This is a genomic window from Gordonia jinhuaensis (assembly GCF_014639795.1).
Taxonomy (GTDB): Bacteria; Actinomycetota; Actinomycetes; order Mycobacteriales; family Mycobacteriaceae; genus Gordonia_B; species Gordonia_B jinhuaensis.
The window spans coordinates 1-15,966 of the sequence record NZ_BMGC01000049.1 but is presented as its reverse complement, the minus strand read 5'-3'; the positions used below and the strand labels follow the sequence as shown (position 1 = coordinate 15,966).

Here is a 15,966-nt window from a genome sequence, read left to right as displayed (position 1 = left end):
ATCGGAATGTGTCGCAACATCCAGATTTCCGGAGACCAGGGGCGTCTCACGTCATCGACACGCCAGCCCGCTGACCAGGCATTGCCCGCTCAAGTTCGAAGAGCCTGAAAGCGGGCCCGTTGTCGGTGAGGAGTCGCTGGGGCACGCCGTGAGCGGTCACCGCCTTGTCGAACACCGCGATCGCGGCGTCGGAGGTCTCACCGGCGGCCACGTGGGAGCCCACGGCGTAGCGAGAGTGATCGTCGATCAGTTGCAGGATGACGCACGTACGTCCGCCGGTCAGAACGTATTCGGTGCCGTCGAGTTGCCAGCACGCATTCGGTGCGGGATAGACGAACCGCCGCCACGCCGAGCGGGGCTTCTTTTTCGGTTCACGCCGGGCTACTCCGGCATCGCGGAAGATGCGGGCCAGCGATGCTGTCGAGGGGACCTGTGCCATGCCCATCGACCGCATCTTGTCGTGCACGCTGATCGGTCCGTGGTCCAGACCCGACCTTTCCAAGGCGGCGCGCACCGCCACCGCTTGTGACTTGACCTCGTCACTGAGCGCTGACGGGCTCGACTTTGGGCGGCGGGTCCGCGGTTCGAGGGCTGCCGCGGGCCCCTCGACTTTGGCGCGTTTACGCAGCTCGTAGAACGACTTTCGAGAAATTCCGTGTTCGACGCAGAATGTTGAGACCGCTCCGCGGGGTGCATCATCAGGCCACTGCGAGATAGCTAGCCGGACGACAGGGTCGATAGGTTCATTAACAGCCACCGTCTGAGCGTTGAATGCGGCACGTGAGCTGACCCGAGGATGGCGGTTCGATCGGAGCCCAACCGGTTGCTTGTCGTGGACACCAACGCGAAAGCGCAAGCCTGCTTCCAGGTCGGCCACCTTGTCGCCTGCATCGACGTGTGTCAATATTGACGCGTGTCGAATAAGAATCTCCTGCTGCCACCCGGCCGCGGCCTCAGTAGCGACGAGACCGGGGCTGTCACCCCACTGTTGAAGGCACTCGCTGATCCGGTTCGACTGCGGTTGCTGTCGGAGGTCGCTGCGCATCCGGGCGGCGAGGCGTGCGTGTGCGACATCTCCGGGCCGTTCGAGCTGTCGCAGCCGACGATCTCGCACCATCTGAAGGTGCTGCGCCAGGCGGGTCTGGTGACCAGCGAGCGCCGCGCGACCTGGGTGTACTACCGGGTGAACACCGAAGCGCTGCAACAACTGTCGGGCCTGCTGGGCGATCTCGCCACGGTCGTGGGGGAAACGCGGTCGTGTGAGGCCGACCAGTGACCGCCACCGACACCGCGGTCGCGGGCAAGTTGTCGACGCTGGACCGGTTTCTGCCGGTGTGGATCGGCGCCGCGATGGTCGCCGGACTGCTGCTCGGTCGAGTCGTCCCCGGCCTGGGTGACACTTTGGCGGCGGTCGAGCTCGACGGCATCTCGCTGCCGATCGCCCTCGGATTGCTGATCATGATGTATCCGGTGCTGGCCAAGGTGCGCTACGACCGACTCGACTCGGTCACCGGTGATCGTCGCCTGCTACTCGGGTCGTTGGCGTTGAACTGGATCATCGGACCGGCGTTGATGTTCGCGCTGGCCTGGCTCCTGCTCCCGGATCTGCCGGAGTACCGGACCGGACTGATCATCGTCGGCCTGGCCCGATGCATCGCGATGGTCATCATCTGGAACGACCTGGCGTGCGGCGACCGCGAAGCCGCTGCTGTTCTCGTCGCACTGAACTCGGTGTTCCAGGTGGTCATGTTCGCCGTGCTGGGTTGGTTCTACCTCTCGGTGTTGCCCGGATGGCTGGGCCTGGAGCAGACCACCATCGACACCTCGCCGTGGCAGATCGCGAAGTCGGTGCTGATCTTCCTCGGTATACCCCTGGTCGCAGGCTTCCTCACCCGCCGCATCGGCGAGCGAACCAAAGGCCGCGACTGGTACGAGTCCTCGTTCCTGCCGCGTCTCGGGCCGTGGGCCCTTTACGGGTTGCTGTTCACCATCGTCATCCTGTTCGCGTTGCAAGGTGAGCAGATCACGTCGCAGCCGTGGGACGTCGTGCGGATCGCTCTGCCGCTGCTGATCTACTTCGCGGTGATGTGGGGCGGTGGGTTCGTGCTCGGGGCCGCGATGGGGCTGGGGTATGCGCGAACCACCACGCTGGCGTTCACCGCCGCGGGCAACAACTTCGAGCTCGCCATCGCCGTCGCGATCGCCACCTACGGTGCAACATCCGGCCAGGCCCTGGCCGGAGTCATCGGACCACTCATCGAGGTCCCCGTCCTCGTCGCCCTCGTGTACGTGTCCCTGGCACTGCGGAAACGCTTCACCACCCCAACCACTGCCTCCAGCCCGGATGTGTCGAAGGAGCCGGCTCGCGATGCCTGAGGATCTGTTGGACGAGCAGCTAAGTCGCAGTGAACACCGCGCGCAGCCCGAACTGTTGATGCCCCATGCCGTGCTCGCCCGTACCGCCGCTGACCTGGCCGCCAAGTATGAGGGGGTGGTGTCTCGCCAGACGGTGGAACGCTGTGTGTTCGAGTCCTACACCGCCTTACGGCGCACCTCCCGGGTGCATGCGCACCTGACGACCTTGGCGGGCAGGTTCGCGGCTGATCGGTTACGCGCCCTGGCCCAGTCCGATGGATCGGTGCCCAAGGATGTGCCCGAAGTTCTGTTCGTCTGCGTCCAGAACGCCGGCCGCTCACAGATGGCCGCCGGATTGTTGACCCACCACGCCGCCGGGCGGGTACACGTGCGCTCCGCCGGGTCAGCCCCCGCGCACTCGATCAACCCGACCGTCGTCGAAGCAATGACCGAGATCGGCGTCGACATGGGCACGCAGTACCCCAAACCGCTCACCGACGATGTAGTCGCCGCCGCCGACGTGGTCGTAGCCATGGGTTGCGGCGACGCGTGTCCGATCTATCCCGGCAAACGCTATCTGGACTGGACGGTCGCGGACCCCCCAGGGCCGTCCCCTCGACGAGGTTCGCGCGATCCGCGACGATCTTGACGCCCGAGTTCGTGGTCTTCTCACCGAACTCACCACCGAACGTGTGTGACGTATCTGATGTTCCTTCACAGCTGAAAGGGCTTGTGTCTCATGTCTACGTCTCGACCTAGGGTGCTATTTGTGTGTGTCAACAACGCTGGCCGCTCGCAGATGGCCGCCGGTTTCCTCACCGCCTTGAGCCAGGGCAGCGTCGAGGTCCGCTCCGCCGGATCTGCTCCCGCCGACTCCATCAACCCGGCCGCGGTCGAGGCGATGGCTGAAGTCGGTATCGACATCTCCGCACAGTCACCGAAGATCCTCACCCCCGACACCGTCGAATCCTCCGACGTCGTGATCACCATGGGCTGTGGCGATGCGTGCCCGGTGTTCCCCGGCGTCAGCTACCGGGACTGGGCTCTCGACGACCCAGCCGGCCAAGGCATCGACGCGGTCCGCCCCATCCGCGATCAGATCCGCGGACTCGTCGCGAACCTCCTCGACGAACTGGTACCCGCCGACCAGCAGGTCGGCCAATGAGCACACCACCGCAGGTGTTGTTCGTGTGCGTGTCCAACCGCGGCAAATCGGTGATGGCCGAACACCTCACACCGACAGTCACCGACCGGATCACCCCATCCTCAGCCGGCACCAACGCGAAAATCGGCGGCCAGGTCAACGAACTGTCCGCCCAGGTACTCGCCGAAGTCGGCGCCGACGTCGTCGGACATCAGCCGCGGCAACTCACCGATGAACTGATGCAAGCCGTGGACCTGGTCGTGGTGGTCGGCACCGCCGAGGTCACCCCACCCGACGGCGTCGCCCTCGAAGTGTGGGACACCGACGAACCCTCCGGACGGGGCATCGACGGTATCGAACGAATGCGGCTGATCCGCGACGACATCACCAACCGGATCCGCGCCCTCGCCGACCGCATCGCGCGGTAGGCGAGAACGCGAACCGAGGCTGTCAGCAGCAGGCTGTGCGCGCCTCGGCCTGGTCTGCGGCGTTGCCGCCGCAGCACACCGAACCCTGCTCGGCGTCCTCGGTGGCGTTCTGTTCCAACAGTTTCGGGCTGGTCCCGAACGTCTCGGAGTCAGCCAGCACGGTGTAGACCTCCCACTTCTCCTTCGCCGGCCCGGTCACCCACACCTTGTCCTGCGTCGCGAAACAACAGGTGGAGTTGATCTCCTCCTGGGTGAACAGACCCTCCCCGGACAACCGGGCGATCTCGGCGTGCACCTTCTCGCTCGACTCGACCTCGACGCCGAGATGGTTGATCGTGCCGCCCTGGCCGGGATTCTCCAGCAGCACCAGCTTCAGTGGCGGCTCGACGATCGCGAAGTTGGCGTATCCCGGCTTGCGCTTGGTCGGGGTGGTGTTGAACAGCTTGGAGTAGAACTCGATCGCGGTATCGAGATCATCGACATTGAGCGCGAGCTGCATACGGGACATGACCATCACCTTCACCTGTGAGACATATATCGAACTACTGACACCTGCAGGGTGCCACCTTTTCGACATATGTCAAGTACCAGGGTATGGTCGGGTCATGCCGAAGGCCCTGCCGATGGTCGACATCAGTGCCCCGATCTGCTGTGCGCCCGTGTCGGCGGCCCCTCTCGATGACGACACCGCCCTAGAAATCGCTCTGCGGCTCAAGGCGCTGGCCGATCCGGTCCGGATCAAACTCGTCTCGATTCTGCTCACTGACACCGGTGAGGGGATCTGCACCTGCGACCTCGCGACCGCGGTCAGCCTCACCGAGGCCACCACGAGCCACCACCTGGGGCAGCTCCGCAAGGCCGGCATGGTCGCACCTGACCGACGAGGGATGAACGTCTACTACCGTGCCCGGCCAGAGTCGTTGGAAGCGCTGCGCAGCGTTCTCAGCGCCATCACGGGGTGCTGCTGAACCGTCGCAGGCGCGGTCAGTTGAGCACCTGCGTCAGGCCCCCCTCATAGGCAACCGCGCCACGCAACGCAAGGCACATAGCGGTGCGTGGCGGAAACCAAATGAAGAAGTGTCACCACCAAGACCCCTCACTCTGTCACCTATGGCCTGATGCAGAACTGTCACCGATGTCTTGCGAGATGACACTGATGGCATGTTCGACCACTGGCCCGACACCCGAACACTACGCGTGGTCGACCCACCGAGGCCCGTGCTGATCGACATGGCGATCGCTGACCCGTCCTGCGGACGCTCGTATGCCGCCGGTGGGGGAGTGTCACTGCGAGTCCGCGCATCCGGTGCCCGGATCGAACCCACCATGAACGCGCTTCTCTTAGCGTGGCTCCAAACTTCAAACGGCCTCTGGCGCGGGATATGTCAGATGCCAGTCGAGAGCGCCAACCGCGTCTCCTCGGCCACGATCACCATGTGGGTGCCGCCCGAGGCGCTGCAACCGAGACAGGACGCCGCCGAGCGATGACCGAGAACAACGATGCCGGGGCCGGGCCCACCAATCGCGTCGCACCTAAACGCGGTCGCGTCGCGATAGGGGAGCTGACGTTGATCGTGCGGCCGGCCGGTAGGCCGGCAGACGTCCGGGTCTACACCGACAATGAGGCGACCGAGGCTCAGGCGTACGCCGACGAGGTTGGCGGACAGGTCGAACGACTCGGGGAAGCCACGAGCTGACTCCGCTGGCGCTGCGCTGCCGCCCTCCCCGGCGGGTCGGTTGCCACAGGGCCATCGTGGTTGCGTTGTGCAGGTGGGCGATTCGCAGCCCGGGGTTTTGTCGGTACGCAAGCCTTTCCACGAAGGATGCCGCCAGGCGAGGCGAGGGGCCGGGCGAGTGCCCGGCCCCCTCGCTGGGGCTAGCTGAGGATGTCTACAACGAGATGGGCTGTTGCGATGAGGATCTGGATGATCCCGAGGATGACCATCGCTTCCATTTTCACCCCCTTCCGAAGGTCTGAGTGGCTGAACCACGTGGGCCCTGGGTGCGGATATAGCTCCGCCTGGACCTGTGACCACAATCAGACCCTCAGAGTTGGAGGGAAGCCCTCATAGAAAGAGGGATGTGAAACTTAGCACGTCACATGCCGGAGATCAATAGGTTTCCCAGGAGAATTTGGTGCGAGCGATGTGCGCTTGCCTGCGAGGGCCCTGGTGCCCCCGGTCAGACTCGAACTGACACTGGACGGGTTTTGAATCCGTTGCCTCACCGCGCGCCGTATGTCGGATCAGGAGCGGCGTTGTGCGGTCCACTGCCAGTCCGGGAACTCGGCCTCGATGCGGCGGATCCGCTCGGTGGCGAGCTGACCTCTACGGTAGTCGGCGCGGCGGTTGGCGACCCACTGTCCGATCGCGAATCCTTCGATCACCGCCCGATTTCGGGCGTTGCTGGTGCCGTGCGCGGCGACATACCGATGCAGGTGCGCGATCCCGACCTCGAATGCGGCGGCCGCCGCCGTGGCCTGAGGCGACCACTGCCAGTCAGGAAACTCGCGCTCAAACACCTCGATCCGCTCCGCCGACAGTCGGCCTTTGCGGTAGTCGGCGCGACGATTCGTCACCCACTGTCCGAGGGCGAATCCGTCGAACACCTCATGCTGACTCACGGTGCTCGTCCCATGTGCGGCGACGTAGCGGCGCAGATGCGCCAGGCCGACGTCGAACTGCGCGTCGCGCACACTCCACTGCCAGTCCGGGAACTCGGTCGCGAGCCGTTCGATCCGCTCGGCCGACAGTCGGCCCTTGCGGTAGTCGGTGCGTCTGCTGGCCACCCACACGTCGATCGGGAACCCGTCGATCCTTGCGCCGCGCGGGGGAGAGCTCGAACCCTGTGCGGCGACGTAGCGATGCAGATGCGCGAGCCCGACCTCGAACCGTCGGTCATCAGGACCACCCATTACAGGCCACCGATCGTGCCCTGAGTCGAGCTGGTTCGGATGGTCCACTGCCAGTCCGGGAACTCGGTCTCGATACGGCGGATCCGCTCGGCCGATAACCGGCCCCTGCGGTACTCGGTGCGCCGGCTGCCGACCCAACTCCCGATCAGAAATCCGTCGATCGTCGAACCGTGCGGCGGCGAGCTCGAACCGTGCGCGGCGACGTAGCGATGCAGATGCGCGAGCCCGGCCTCGAACCGCTCCTCATAACTACTCATTCGAAGCTCTCCAGCTCACTCGATCAGCACCCCGGATCAGCGTCATCGGTTCCAGTCCTAGAAGTACACGGAACGGACGATCACGAACGAGATCGCAGCGGCAACGCTGGGCAGCACGAAGATCGCTGCCAAGATCGCCACGAAACGGACGGTTGTGGCCGTCGACCGCATCGCCTGGCCGATCGTTTTCCATGCGTACTTCGACCACGTGTGCGGCGGCCACGGTGGCGGTGTGCTCGCAGTCATGATTTCGCCTCCTGGGCAGCCTTTTTGGACTTCTTGCGTTCGTTCAACCTGCGCTTGCGCCGCGCTACGCGTCGTCGCGCCGCCCTCTCCTCGGTGCTGAAAACACCCGTCAACCCATAGTGGTGATGCTTGACGTACCCGAGCTTCGCGGACAGGTCTTCCTCCCACCGCAGTCGCTCCTCTATCAGGCCAGCGGCCATCAGCTCCTGGATACCCTTTGTCACCGTCTTGCCTGAGATCCCGTACCAGTCCTGCATCTTCTCCCGGAGGAGCTCGACGTCAGGCTTCTTCGTTGTCTCCTTCAAGACGATCAGCAGCACCGCGAGGGCGGCAGGACTCAGCGTCGCGAAGTGCTGCTCTGTCCAGAACTCATGAGGGAGGGTGAAGTAGGCGTTGTACCAATCCTTCTTCTGACCAGCCGGTGCAACGTAGTCGTCCTTCCCGTCCTCGCGACGCGGGACGATGCGGGTCAGTCGCCCTTCCCTTTTACGTTCGACCAGTCCCAGTTCCTCGAGCTCGCCCCACGTTCGCGACAACGTAGACGGCGACCAGGTGAGCGCGTTCGCTGTCCCCGGCCCCTCCGCGGTCAGTGCGCGAACCCACACCTCGGCCGCCAGCGGAGTGTGTCGCAAGGAGAGCCACGGCCACCACGTCAGCAGCAGCAGATAGAGGACCAGCGCGCGGTGATGCCGACCCTTCGTCAGCACGCCCACCGTGCTCGGCCGCGGCTTCGTCTCATCAGGCTGTTGGACGAGGACAAACCGGTTGACTGAGTACCTGCGCGGCGACCAAGAGAGCAACTTCTCCCGCGTCGCACCTGGGCTCGGTGCGGGTGGGGGAGGCGAGGGGACCGTGCCAGATCCAGACGCCGGAATTTGCTTGTCCATGAGCGTCAGCTTGCCACGAAACGGGAACCTATCGAATCCGGATCGGAAGCCTGCCGATTGCGGTGCCGTTCCATCTCATAGGGAATGCGATACTTAGTGCGATGCTAAGTGCGACACTTATGCGACGCTGATGCGAGATGCCACACCTCGATTTTGCAGATACGCGTAGTCGCTTGTTTCGCGACAAGACCATTGAGGTGATCTCAGATTTCTGTCGATCCGGCGTTGGTAACCCGGCGGATTGGGCATGTAGGCGTCCGGCGGTGCGCTTCGCGACTCGCTATCAGTGCGAGGAGCCGGTCGCCGATCCGTAGCTGATGTAGAGGCGGCGGGATCGTGTTGCGGTGGGAACCTCGGCAACGCGGCCGCGTCGAGCTGGCGACCTGGCCCTCATCGTGCGGGCGGCCACCCGGCCAACCCGCCGGGAGCTCCGTACTACACCGCTAATGAGCTCGACGAGGCCCAGGCCCAGGCCCAGGCGCACGCCGACCAGACCGGAGGACGGGTCGACCGGCTCGCGTAAGTCGTAAACCCGTCTCCGGTGCGCTCTGCCGCCCTCCCTCGACGGTCGGTTGCCGCAGAAGTGGCGTCGTCACGTCCGGTAGCCGTCTCGACGTTTTCAGGCCGCGTCGGACCCCTCGCATAAGGTTGTTCCCCATGCTGACAGCCTGGGCCGACGAAAGCGGGTCGCGGCCGGACATGGACCCCGGCGCGTACTTGATGTCGGCCGCCCTGTGCGATGAAGAAGACGTAGACGCCCTCCGTCACAGGATGGAAGCTCTACGCCTAGCCGAGCCTAAAGTGCACTGGCACGGCAGCAGCGAACAACGCCGAACTGAGCTCGTCACTGCGGTCGCGCAGCTCCCTCTGACCGGGTTCGTTGTTGTGCACGTTGACAAGGACTCCTCGGATCGGCGACACCGACGAAAGTGTATGGAGTTCCTACTCCCACATCTCGCTGATATGCCGTGCTCCACGATCACTCTCGAATCACGCGGTCAACAGGACGCCAGCGATATGGACATGCTGCAAAAGCTCCGCGCGCAACGCGCCGTGGCCTCGACACTGCGGATCGATCATGCTGTCGGTCGTAACGAACCGGCCCTGTGGGTTGCCGATATCGTGTGCGGCGCCGTCGTGCAACATCGCTGCGGCCGCGGGGACTACCTCGACATACTCGGCGCCGGAGTCGAAATACACACCATCGGCCCCTAAAAGACCGCGAGCCACAGGCCTCGTCGTCCGGCGAGTAATCCTGTGGCTCACTTCCAAACCCACCGCAATGGGCTGGCTACGGCTCCGATTGTAGCCTCACTACGTGGCTACACGCCACCCACGCCCGACGCCGTGAAGGCTTGTCACACCCTGTCCCTCCAGCGCTCGTTCGCCGACTGCCGTGTCATCCCGGCCGCTGCCCCGATGTCAGCCCATGACCGGCCCAAACGGCGAGCCCTAGCCACCGCGACGTCGAGTCGCGCGTCAGCCTCCCTGCGGGCATCCGCGGCGGCGCGGATCTCGGCCTCGACATCGAGAGGGTCGAGATGGTCACGCTGCCACACCGCGCGTGCGGCCTCCGCGACCTCAGGCCGATCGTCGGCATCGACGTCGCTGTCGGGGGCGAACACGCGATGCCGGGCGAGGTCCTCGAGGGACGCTGAGGGCACCCGCGCCCACTGCACCGGATCGGTCCAGGTCGACACCGCGGAACTGGACCGGCTGGCGCAATCGCACCGCAACAACCAGCCGACAATCTCGGCCGACGGCCGACGACGATCATCGTTCGGCCGCCGCTAGGCGCGGTAGAAGCCCCACGTTGCCGGAGGCCTTGAACTACGTCGATGGTAGTAGTGCCACAGTGGTAGTAGTGCCACAACGGTGCAGCGCCCCTGAGCACAACCATGGACCAACCGAAGGACGGCTGTCTACCGGTTACGGCCTCGAATAGCACTTCATTCTTTGGAGCCGATCGCCGCTGTCCTCCGTGATCTGGGCCGTGCAGACCGGGACGACGGTCAGAGGCCGAATGCGCCGCCGCTGACGAGGATGACGATTCCGAGAACGATCAGCACGAGCGGGAACAGGATGTGTTCCCACCGTTCCAAGATCTCGGCGATGGCCTTGCGGGTGGTGAGGAACTTCGCGGTGAACACCAGCACGGCGACCAAGAGCAGGAACACGACCGAGTAGGCGACGATCGCCGCTGTACCCACGGTCGCGAAGACCGGGACGTAGACGCCGATGTTGTCGCCGCCGTTGGCGAAGGTCACCGCCGCCACCGTCCAGACCGCGACCTTCTTGCCCTCGAACCGTTCATCGTCGTCGCCGTTGTTGCGCCATGCTCTCCAGGCGGCGAGCAGACCGAGCAGCAGAGGAATGAGCCCGAAGTAGGCGATGGCTTCTTCGGGCAGCAGCGCCGTGACTCCCAGCGCTACGAGGACCGACGCGGCGAGGATCGCTCCGAAACCGAGATATTGTCCGGTCGCGATGGCGGCCGTTGTTCCGCGGGTTCCCGCGCCGCGGGCGAAGAACAGCGAAAGCACGATGATGTCGTCGATGTTGGTCACCAGGAAGAGTCCGATGGCCTGCAGGATCGAGGTAACCATTCCGGCGGATGCCCTTTCTCTGCACTGCTGCTCGGCTGACACGCAGTTGTGTCGCGTGCCGTAGCCGCTGTCATGGGAGTGGCTATTTCAGTTTCGATCACGCGCCGGTGATGTCGGCGCGGGCGCAGGAGTGTGGTTGGGGAGTTTGGCGGCGATGGCCGCGGCCAGTAGTGCGCTGATGGCGGCGCTGGCAAGGAACACTGCGGACATGGCGTGGCTGTAGGCGTGGGCGCTGGACGCGGCCAGATCGGCGCCCGCTGGGCCGGGAATCTGGGTCGCGGCAAGTTGCGCTCCGGCGATGTTGTCACGCGCCGCGCTGACCACTGGTTCGGGCAGGCCGCTCAGGTGGGGGTCGAGGTCGCGGGTGTAAACGACGGTGAGCAGGGTGCCCAGGATCGCGACGCTGAACGCGGCACCGACCTGTCGAATGGCCATCAGCAACCCAGCTCCTGCGGCGCTGCGATGCTCGGGCAGGCTCGCCATGACCGCGTCGACAGCCGGCGCCAACGCCAGCCCGGCTCCCAGGCCCACGGTCGCCAGGCACACCGCGACGAAGCCGTAGCCGGAGTCGACGGTGATGCGGGATGCGAGCACGAATCCGGCCGCGGCGATCACCATGCCGGTGGCGATCGGGATTTTGGCGCCGAGTCGGGTCACGATCTTGTCCACAGCGGCTGCGGCGACGATGATCGCCAGCACCAGAGGCACCAAGCGCAGGCCGGTGCCGAAGGCGTCGTGGTAGCGCAGTATCTGCAGGTATTGCGGCAGCACGAACAGCACGCCGACCAGGGTGAAGGTGCCCGCGGTTGCGGCCAGGGTGGGCCAGGTGAAGGCCGGATTGGTGAACAGTGCCAGATCGACCAATGGGTCGCGGGCACGGCTTTCCCACACCAGAAATCCCGCGATCAGCCACACACCGGCCGCCAGAGCCGCGAGCACGACGGGATCGGTCCACCCGTACGCGGGAGCCTGGATGATGCCGAATACCAGCGCCGCCGTACCGGGCACGGCGGTGAGGATCCCGAGCCAGTCCAACGCCGGTGCATGCGGGTCGACCGATTCGGGCAACAGCACCACACAGGCAACCAGGGCGGCGACACCGACCGGGACGTTGATCAGAAACACCGAGCCCCACCAGAAATGCTGCAGCAGCCAGCCACCGACGATCGGCCCCAGCGGCAACCCGACACCCAGTGCACCGACCCACACCGCGATCGCGCGGCGACGCTGGTCGGGGCCGAACAGGGTCGGCAGGATCCCCAGCGACAGCGGCACGATGATCGCGGCCCCGATGCCCATGACCGCGCGGGCGGCGATCAGCGAGCCGGTGGACCCGCTGAAAGCGGCCCAGGCCGAGGCGGCGACGAAGGCGACCAAACCTATCAGCAGCAGCCGTTTGCGACCGTAGCGGTCACCGAAGCCGCCGGCGGGCAGCATGAGCGCGGCGAAGACCAGGGTGTAGGCGTTGACGATCCACTGCAACTGGGTGGTGCTCGCGCCGAGGTCTTGGGCCAGGGTGGGCAGGGCGACGTTGAGAACCATCAGGTCCAGCCCGACGGTGAGCAGGGCGACGACCAGCGCCGCCAGCCCTGCCCACCGACGTGACGGGCCCGGCTCAGTCCCGGTCGTCGGCGTGGTGTTCGGGTGAGAGTGGTTCTCGCTCATCGGAGTTTCCGATCAGAGTGGCGATGATGAGGGCGGTCGCGCCGAGCACGATGAAGGTGTCGGCGAGGTTGAAGGTGGGCCACCAGCCGGTGTGCAGGTAGTCGGTGACCACACCGTCGGGGGCCCGGTCGATGACGTTGGCGGCGGCACCGCCCAGGATCGCGGCGAGCGCGACGCGGGTGAGCAGGTTCGCGCGCGGCGCGACCACCCATCCGCCGACCGCGACCGCGGTGGTGATCACCGTGGTGAGCGTGAGCATCACCCAGCTCGGTGCGTCGGCGGCGATCGAGAACGCCGCTCCCGGGTTGAACGCCAACTTAAGGTCCACCGGACCCGCCTCGATCGGGGCCCCGGCCAGCGTGGTCTGCGCCCACGCTTTGAGCGTGAGGTCGATACCGGCCAGCGCGGCCGCGGCAGCGACCCACCGCAGTCGCCGCCCCCACCGCGACACGGTGGGAGCAGACGACGCGGTGGCGGTCACGCGGGCGCTCCGGCCAGTACCGGTGCGGGCTTTGCCGCCGAATCGGTCAGCGAGGCCAGGGGTTTGGTGCGTCCGGCGCGGACACCGTTGGCGATGACGACGATCTCGGCGAGTTCGTGCACCAGCACCACCGCCGCCAACCCGAGAATCCCGAACAGCGCGAGCGGGATCAAGATCGTGATCAACCCCAACGACAAACCGACGTTTTGCAACATGATCCGGCGAGCCCGACGAGCGTGCTCGAGAGCCCGCGGCAGGTGCCGCAGGTCCTCACCCATCAACGCCACATCCGCGGTTTCGATAGCGACATCGGTGCCCATCGCGCCCATCGCCACACCGAGGTCGGCGGTTGCCAGTGCGGGGGCGTCGTTGACGCCGTCGCCGACCATCGCGGTGAACCGGTCGCTGCGCAGTTCGCCCACGATGTGGGCCTTGTCCTCCGGGCGCAGATCCGCGTGCACGTCCTCGATCCCCGCCTCAGCGGCCAGAGCGGCGGCGGTGCGGGCGTTGTCACCGGTGAGCATCGAGACCCGGATTCCCAGCGCGTGCAATCGGTCGATGACCTCGTGTGCCTCGGGCCGCAGTTCGTCGCGCACAGCGATCGCACCGATCACCTGGCCGTCGAGCTCGATCAGCACCGCGGTCGCCCCCGCGTGCTGCATCCGTTCCACATCGGCGGCCAGAACACCCGGTTCGATCCAGCCCGGACGGCCCAGCCGCGCCCGGCGTCCGTCGACGCGGCCGGTCAACCCGGCACCGGTGACCGCCTCGACGTCGGTGGCGGGAGTGACGGTGTCGACGGCGGCGAGGATGGCGCGGGCGAGGGGATGTTCACTGCGCGATTCCAGCGCGGCCGCGACCGCCAGCACCCGGTCCCCGTGCACACCGCCGGTGGCGGCGATCTCGACGACGGCAGGCTTGTTCGCCGTCAGCGTGCCGGTCTTGTCCAGCGCGACCTCGCGCACCCGGCCCATCGCCTCGAGTGCGGCACCGCCCTTGACCAGCACACCCAGCTTGCTCGCCGCACCGATCGCGGCGACCACGGTCACCGGCACCGAGATCGCCAGCGCGCACGGTGAGGCGGCGACCAGCACCACCAGCGCACGTTCGATCCAGGTGACCGGATCCCCGAAGAGCGCGCCAATCACCGCGATGGCTGTGGCGGCGATCATGATGCCGGGCACCAGCGGTTTGGCGATCTTGTCGGCCAAGCGTTGAGCGTCGCCCTTGCGGGCCTGCTCGGCCTCCACGATCCGCACGATCCGTGCCAGGGAGTTGTCCTCGGCGGTCGTGGTGACCTCGACGGTCAGCACACCGGTGCCGTTGATCGCCCCGGCGAACACCTCCGCGCCCGGCCCGGCTTCTACCGGTACCGATTCGCCGGTGATCGCCGAAACATCCAGCGCGCTACGCCCGTCGACGATCACCCCGTCGGTCGCGACCCGCTCACCGGGGCGCACCAGCATCCGATCCCCGACGCGCAGCTCGGCAGGGGCGATGACGGTTTCGGTGCCGTCGCGTAGCACGGTGGCCCGGTCCGGTACCAGGTTCAACAGGGCGCGCAGCCCGCGGCGGGTGCGCGCGACCGCGTACTCCTCGAGGCCCTCGCTGATGGAGAACAGGAACGCCAGCATGGCGGCTTCGCCGACCTCGCCGAGGATCACCGCGCCGATCGCGGCGATCGTCATCAGCGTGCCGACACCGATCTTGCCCTTGGCCAGCCGTTTGAGCGTGGAGGGGACGAAGGTGTATGCACCGACGAGCAGTGCGGCGATCTCCAACCCCAACTCGACGGCGCGTGGGCCGCCGGTCCAGCCGACGATCAGTGCCGCGACCAGCAGCACTCCGGCGACCGCGGCGGCGCGCAGTTCACTGACTTCCCAGAGCTTTTCGGGTTCGCGTTCCTCGGCCTCGCCGTCACCGGCGGGTTCGTCGTGGCCGCAGCCGCATGCGTCGCTCATGCTCGTACCTCCGCGCTCTCCGTCTCGGTGGTGGAGTCGGTGCCGTAGTTCGGGCACAACGCCACCGCATTGCCTGTCGCCGCGAGCAAGGTCTCTGCCGAGGCGAGTAGGTCCATCAACTCCGGGCGGGCCAGGCTGTAGAACACCTGCCGCCCTTGCGGGCGGCCCACGACCAGCCCGCAGTCGCGCAGGCACGCTACGTGCGCCGATACCGTTGACTGAGCCAGTCCGAGCCCGGCCATCAGGTCCAAGACCCGCGCTTCCCCGCACGCCAGCCGGTGCACGATCGCCAACCGTGTCGCATCGGAGAGGCTGTGGAACAGGGCCACCGCCGGATCCAACCCCTGCGTCTCGACGAGGCAACCCCCGCCATCATTAATCGCCATAAAGCGATGATAGCGGCGAAAGCTATTGATATCGAGTGAGAGTGTGATTAATCTCGTTTCAACGATTACATCGTGATATGGCGATCAATTCGTGGTCGCTACGGAGGGAGAACGCGTGAACCAGCAGAAGTCCGCCGTCGTCGAGAACTCGCCTCAGCAACCATCGCCGCCGGGCTCGCCCGGAGTGCTATATCGGTGGGGCGTTCTGATGGCCCGGCGCAGACGTGCGGTCCTGGCGGTCTGGGGACTGCTGCTGGTGGTGTGCGCGGTGGCCTACCCGCTGCTCGAGAACCGGCTCGGTGCGATGGATTTCGGTGTCGAGGGCTCGGAGTCCACCGAGGTGGATCGCCTGGTTGCCCGGCACTTCCCGCAGTTCGGTACGGAACAGGCGGTCATCGTGCTGCAGTCTGGCGCGGTCACCGCCACCGACGCCGAGTTCCGTGCAGCGGTGGCTCGCACGATCACCGCCGCCACCGCGGTCGAGGGCGTGGTCGACGTCGTCGGCCCCTACGACGGGCTGCCCGGATCCCAGATCTCGAGCTTGTCAAGATTTTTGTGTAAGTAGTTGTGCTCGTGTGGGTTAGAGGTAGGGGTTGATTCGGTCGGGGTAGGCTAGGGCGAGTTGAGCGAGGGCTTGTT

General features: G+C 66.0%; 18 protein-coding genes, 1 tRNA gene and 3 pseudogenes. 9 read left to right on the top strand and 13 right to left on the bottom strand.

Translation table 11 applies throughout. The features are described from left to right. Positions 1-109 precede the first annotated feature (109 nt). A pseudogene (locus IEW22_RS18490) lies at positions 110-757 on the bottom strand (DDE-type integrase/transposase/recombinase); the annotation flags it as partial. A 156-nt stretch (positions 758-913) separates the two neighbouring features. Between IEW22_RS18490 and IEW22_RS18485 the strand changes: the two are divergent. From IEW22_RS18485 to IEW22_RS18465, 5 genes and pseudogenes are all read left to right on the top strand, one after another. Next, positions 914-1,276, top strand: coding sequence for an ArsR/SmtB family transcription factor (locus IEW22_RS18485; protein WP_007240805.1), 363 nt, complete (start codon positions 914-916; stop codon positions 1,274-1,276). Beyond that, the gene (gene arsB, locus IEW22_RS18480; RefSeq protein WP_005179505.1) at positions 1,273-2,376 is read left to right on the top strand and encodes an ACR3 family arsenite efflux transporter; all 1,104 of its coding nucleotides are present in this window, start codon (positions 1,273-1,275) and stop codon (positions 2,374-2,376) included. The genes IEW22_RS18485 and arsB overlap by 4 nt, the downstream gene beginning before the upstream one ends. Continuing rightward, positions 2,369-3,053, top strand: a pseudogene (locus IEW22_RS18475) (arsenate reductase ArsC). Before arsB ends, IEW22_RS18475 begins: the two are co-directional and overlap by 8 nt. Before the next feature lie 41 nt (positions 3,054-3,094). Continuing rightward, positions 3,095-3,520: an arsenate reductase ArsC gene (locus IEW22_RS18470; RefSeq protein ID WP_188588658.1), complete on the top strand. Its 426-nt coding sequence runs from the start codon at positions 3,095-3,097 to the stop codon at positions 3,518-3,520. Continuing rightward, the gene (locus tag IEW22_RS18465) at positions 3,517-3,927 is read left to right on the top strand and encodes an arsenate-mycothiol transferase ArsC (protein ID WP_005179518.1); all 411 of its coding nucleotides are present in this window, start codon (positions 3,517-3,519) and stop codon (positions 3,925-3,927) included. Before IEW22_RS18470 ends, IEW22_RS18465 begins: the two co-directional genes overlap by 4 nt. 22 nt (positions 3,928-3,949) lie before the next feature. Here IEW22_RS18465 and IEW22_RS18460 read toward each other — a convergent pair whose 3' ends face one another. Further along, the gene (locus IEW22_RS18460) at positions 3,950-4,435 is read right to left on the bottom strand and encodes an ArsI/CadI family heavy metal resistance metalloenzyme (protein WP_188588657.1); all 486 of its coding nucleotides are present in this window, start codon (positions 4,433-4,435) and stop codon (positions 3,950-3,952) included. A gap of 97 nt (positions 4,436-4,532) precedes the next feature. Between IEW22_RS18460 and IEW22_RS18455 the strand changes: the two genes are divergently transcribed. After that, positions 4,533-4,895: an Rv2640c family ArsR-like transcriptional regulator gene (locus IEW22_RS18455; RefSeq protein WP_005179521.1), complete on the top strand. Its 363-nt coding sequence runs from the start codon at positions 4,533-4,535 to the stop codon at positions 4,893-4,895. Between the two features lie 516 nt (positions 4,896-5,411). Then, positions 5,412-5,624, top strand: coding sequence for a hypothetical protein (locus tag IEW22_RS18445; RefSeq protein WP_005179525.1), 213 nt, complete (start codon positions 5,412-5,414; stop codon positions 5,622-5,624). A gap of 472 nt (positions 5,625-6,096) precedes the next feature. Here IEW22_RS18445 and IEW22_RS18440 read toward each other — a convergent pair. The 5 genes and pseudogenes from IEW22_RS18440 to IEW22_RS18420 all read right to left on the bottom strand — a co-directional run bounded on the left by IEW22_RS18440 (position 6,097) and on the right by IEW22_RS18420 (position 8,051). Next, positions 6,097-6,218: transfer RNA gene (locus tag IEW22_RS18440), tRNA-Leu, on the bottom strand. Beyond that, entirely contained in the window at positions 6,173-6,841 is a 669-nt protein-coding gene (locus tag IEW22_RS18435; RefSeq protein ID WP_005179528.1) for a helicase associated domain-containing protein, read from the bottom strand. The genes IEW22_RS18440 and IEW22_RS18435 overlap by 46 nt, the downstream gene beginning before the upstream one ends. 35 nt (positions 6,842-6,876) lie before the next feature. Continuing rightward, positions 6,877-7,098: pseudogene (locus IEW22_RS18430) on the bottom strand (helicase associated domain-containing protein); the annotation flags it as partial. A gap of 57 nt (positions 7,099-7,155) precedes the next feature. Further along, positions 7,156-7,344, bottom strand: coding sequence for a hypothetical protein (locus IEW22_RS18425; RefSeq protein ID WP_005179548.1), 189 nt, complete (start codon positions 7,342-7,344; stop codon positions 7,156-7,158). Then, positions 7,341-8,051: a helix-turn-helix transcriptional regulator gene (locus IEW22_RS18420; RefSeq protein WP_229742889.1), complete on the bottom strand. Its 711-nt coding sequence runs from the start codon at positions 8,049-8,051 to the stop codon at positions 7,341-7,343. Before IEW22_RS18420 ends, IEW22_RS18425 begins: the two co-directional genes overlap by 4 nt. A gap of 837 nt (positions 8,052-8,888) precedes the next feature. Between IEW22_RS18420 and IEW22_RS20280 the strand changes: the two genes are divergently transcribed. Then, positions 8,889-9,446 (top strand): hypothetical protein, encoded by a 558-nt coding sequence (locus IEW22_RS20280; RefSeq protein WP_005179554.1) that lies wholly within the window; start codon positions 8,889-8,891, stop codon positions 9,444-9,446. 143 nt (positions 9,447-9,589) lie between these two features. Here IEW22_RS20280 and IEW22_RS18410 read toward each other — a convergent pair whose 3' ends face one another. The 6 genes from IEW22_RS18410 to IEW22_RS18385 all read right to left on the bottom strand — a co-directional run bounded on the left by IEW22_RS18410 (position 9,590) and on the right by IEW22_RS18385 (position 15,327). After that, positions 9,590-9,931, bottom strand: a complete 342-nt coding sequence (locus IEW22_RS18410) for a hypothetical protein (protein ID WP_005179558.1) — start codon at positions 9,929-9,931, stop codon at positions 9,590-9,592. 312 nt (positions 9,932-10,243) lie between these two features. Further along, positions 10,244-10,834 (bottom strand): cadmium resistance transporter, encoded by a 591-nt coding sequence (locus IEW22_RS18405; protein ID WP_005179560.1) that lies wholly within the window; start codon positions 10,832-10,834, stop codon positions 10,244-10,246. An 87-nt stretch (positions 10,835-10,921) separates the two neighbouring features. Continuing rightward, complete coding sequence (locus tag IEW22_RS18400; RefSeq protein WP_005179563.1) at positions 10,922-12,499, bottom strand: DHA2 family efflux MFS transporter permease subunit; 1,578 nt, start codon at positions 12,497-12,499, stop codon at positions 10,922-10,924. Further along, positions 12,450-12,980 carry a signal peptidase II gene (gene lspA / locus IEW22_RS18395; protein WP_005179567.1) on the bottom strand — a complete coding sequence of 177 codons (531 nt, stop codon included), beginning with the start codon at positions 12,978-12,980 and terminating at the stop codon, positions 12,450-12,452. The genes IEW22_RS18400 and lspA overlap by 50 nt, the downstream gene beginning before the upstream one ends. After that, the gene (locus IEW22_RS18390) at positions 12,977-14,941 is read right to left on the bottom strand and encodes a heavy metal translocating P-type ATPase (protein WP_006902503.1); all 1,965 of its coding nucleotides are present in this window, start codon (positions 14,939-14,941) and stop codon (positions 12,977-12,979) included. The genes lspA and IEW22_RS18390 overlap by 4 nt, the downstream gene beginning before the upstream one ends. Continuing rightward, the gene (locus IEW22_RS18385; protein ID WP_005179570.1) at positions 14,938-15,327 is read right to left on the bottom strand and encodes an ArsR/SmtB family transcription factor; all 390 of its coding nucleotides are present in this window, start codon (positions 15,325-15,327) and stop codon (positions 14,938-14,940) included. The genes IEW22_RS18390 and IEW22_RS18385 overlap by 4 nt, the downstream gene beginning before the upstream one ends. Positions 15,328-15,442: 115 nt before the next feature. On the opposite strand from IEW22_RS18385, the gene IEW22_RS18380 reads away from it, so the two are divergent. After that, positions 15,443-15,892 carry a hypothetical protein gene (locus IEW22_RS18380; protein WP_229742888.1) on the top strand — a complete coding sequence of 150 codons (450 nt, stop codon included), beginning with the start codon at positions 15,443-15,445 and terminating at the stop codon, positions 15,890-15,892. The last annotated feature ends 74 nt before the right edge of the window (positions 15,893-15,966 follow it).

Bases quoted from the DNA above. Each gene is read 5' to 3' on its own strand.
- IEW22_RS18470 (WP_188588658.1), top strand. From the start codon at position 3,095: ATGTCTACGTCTCGACCTAGGGTGCTATTTGTGTGTGTCAACAACGCT.
- IEW22_RS18465 (WP_005179518.1), top strand. From the start codon at position 3,517: ATGAGCACACCACCGCAGGTGTTGTTCGTGTGCGTGTCCAACCGCGGC.
- IEW22_RS18460 (WP_188588657.1), bottom strand. From the start codon at position 4,435: ATGTCCCGTATGCAGCTCGCGCTCAATGTCGATGATCTCGATACCGCG.
- IEW22_RS18455 (WP_005179521.1), top strand. From the start codon at position 4,533: ATGCCGAAGGCCCTGCCGATGGTCGACATCAGTGCCCCGATCTGCTGT.
- IEW22_RS18445 (WP_005179525.1), top strand. From the start codon at position 5,412: ATGACCGAGAACAACGATGCCGGGGCCGGGCCCACCAATCGCGTCGCA.
- IEW22_RS18435 (WP_005179528.1), bottom strand. From the start codon at position 6,841: ATGGGTGGTCCTGATGACCGACGGTTCGAGGTCGGGCTCGCGCATCTG.
- IEW22_RS18425 (WP_005179548.1), bottom strand. From the start codon at position 7,344: ATGACTGCGAGCACACCGCCACCGTGGCCGCCGCACACGTGGTCGAAG.
- IEW22_RS20280 (WP_005179554.1), top strand. From the start codon at position 8,889: ATGCTGACAGCCTGGGCCGACGAAAGCGGGTCGCGGCCGGACATGGAC.
- IEW22_RS18405 (WP_005179560.1), bottom strand. From the start codon at position 10,834: ATGGTTACCTCGATCCTGCAGGCCATCGGACTCTTCCTGGTGACCAAC.
- IEW22_RS18400 (WP_005179563.1), bottom strand. From the start codon at position 12,499: ATGAGCGAGAACCACTCTCACCCGAACACCACGCCGACGACCGGGACT.
- IEW22_RS18390 (WP_006902503.1), bottom strand. From the start codon at position 14,941: ATGAGCGACGCATGCGGCTGCGGCCACGACGAACCCGCCGGTGACGGC.
- IEW22_RS18385 (WP_005179570.1), bottom strand. From the start codon at position 15,327: ATGGCGATTAATGATGGCGGGGGTTGCCTCGTCGAGACGCAGGGGTTG.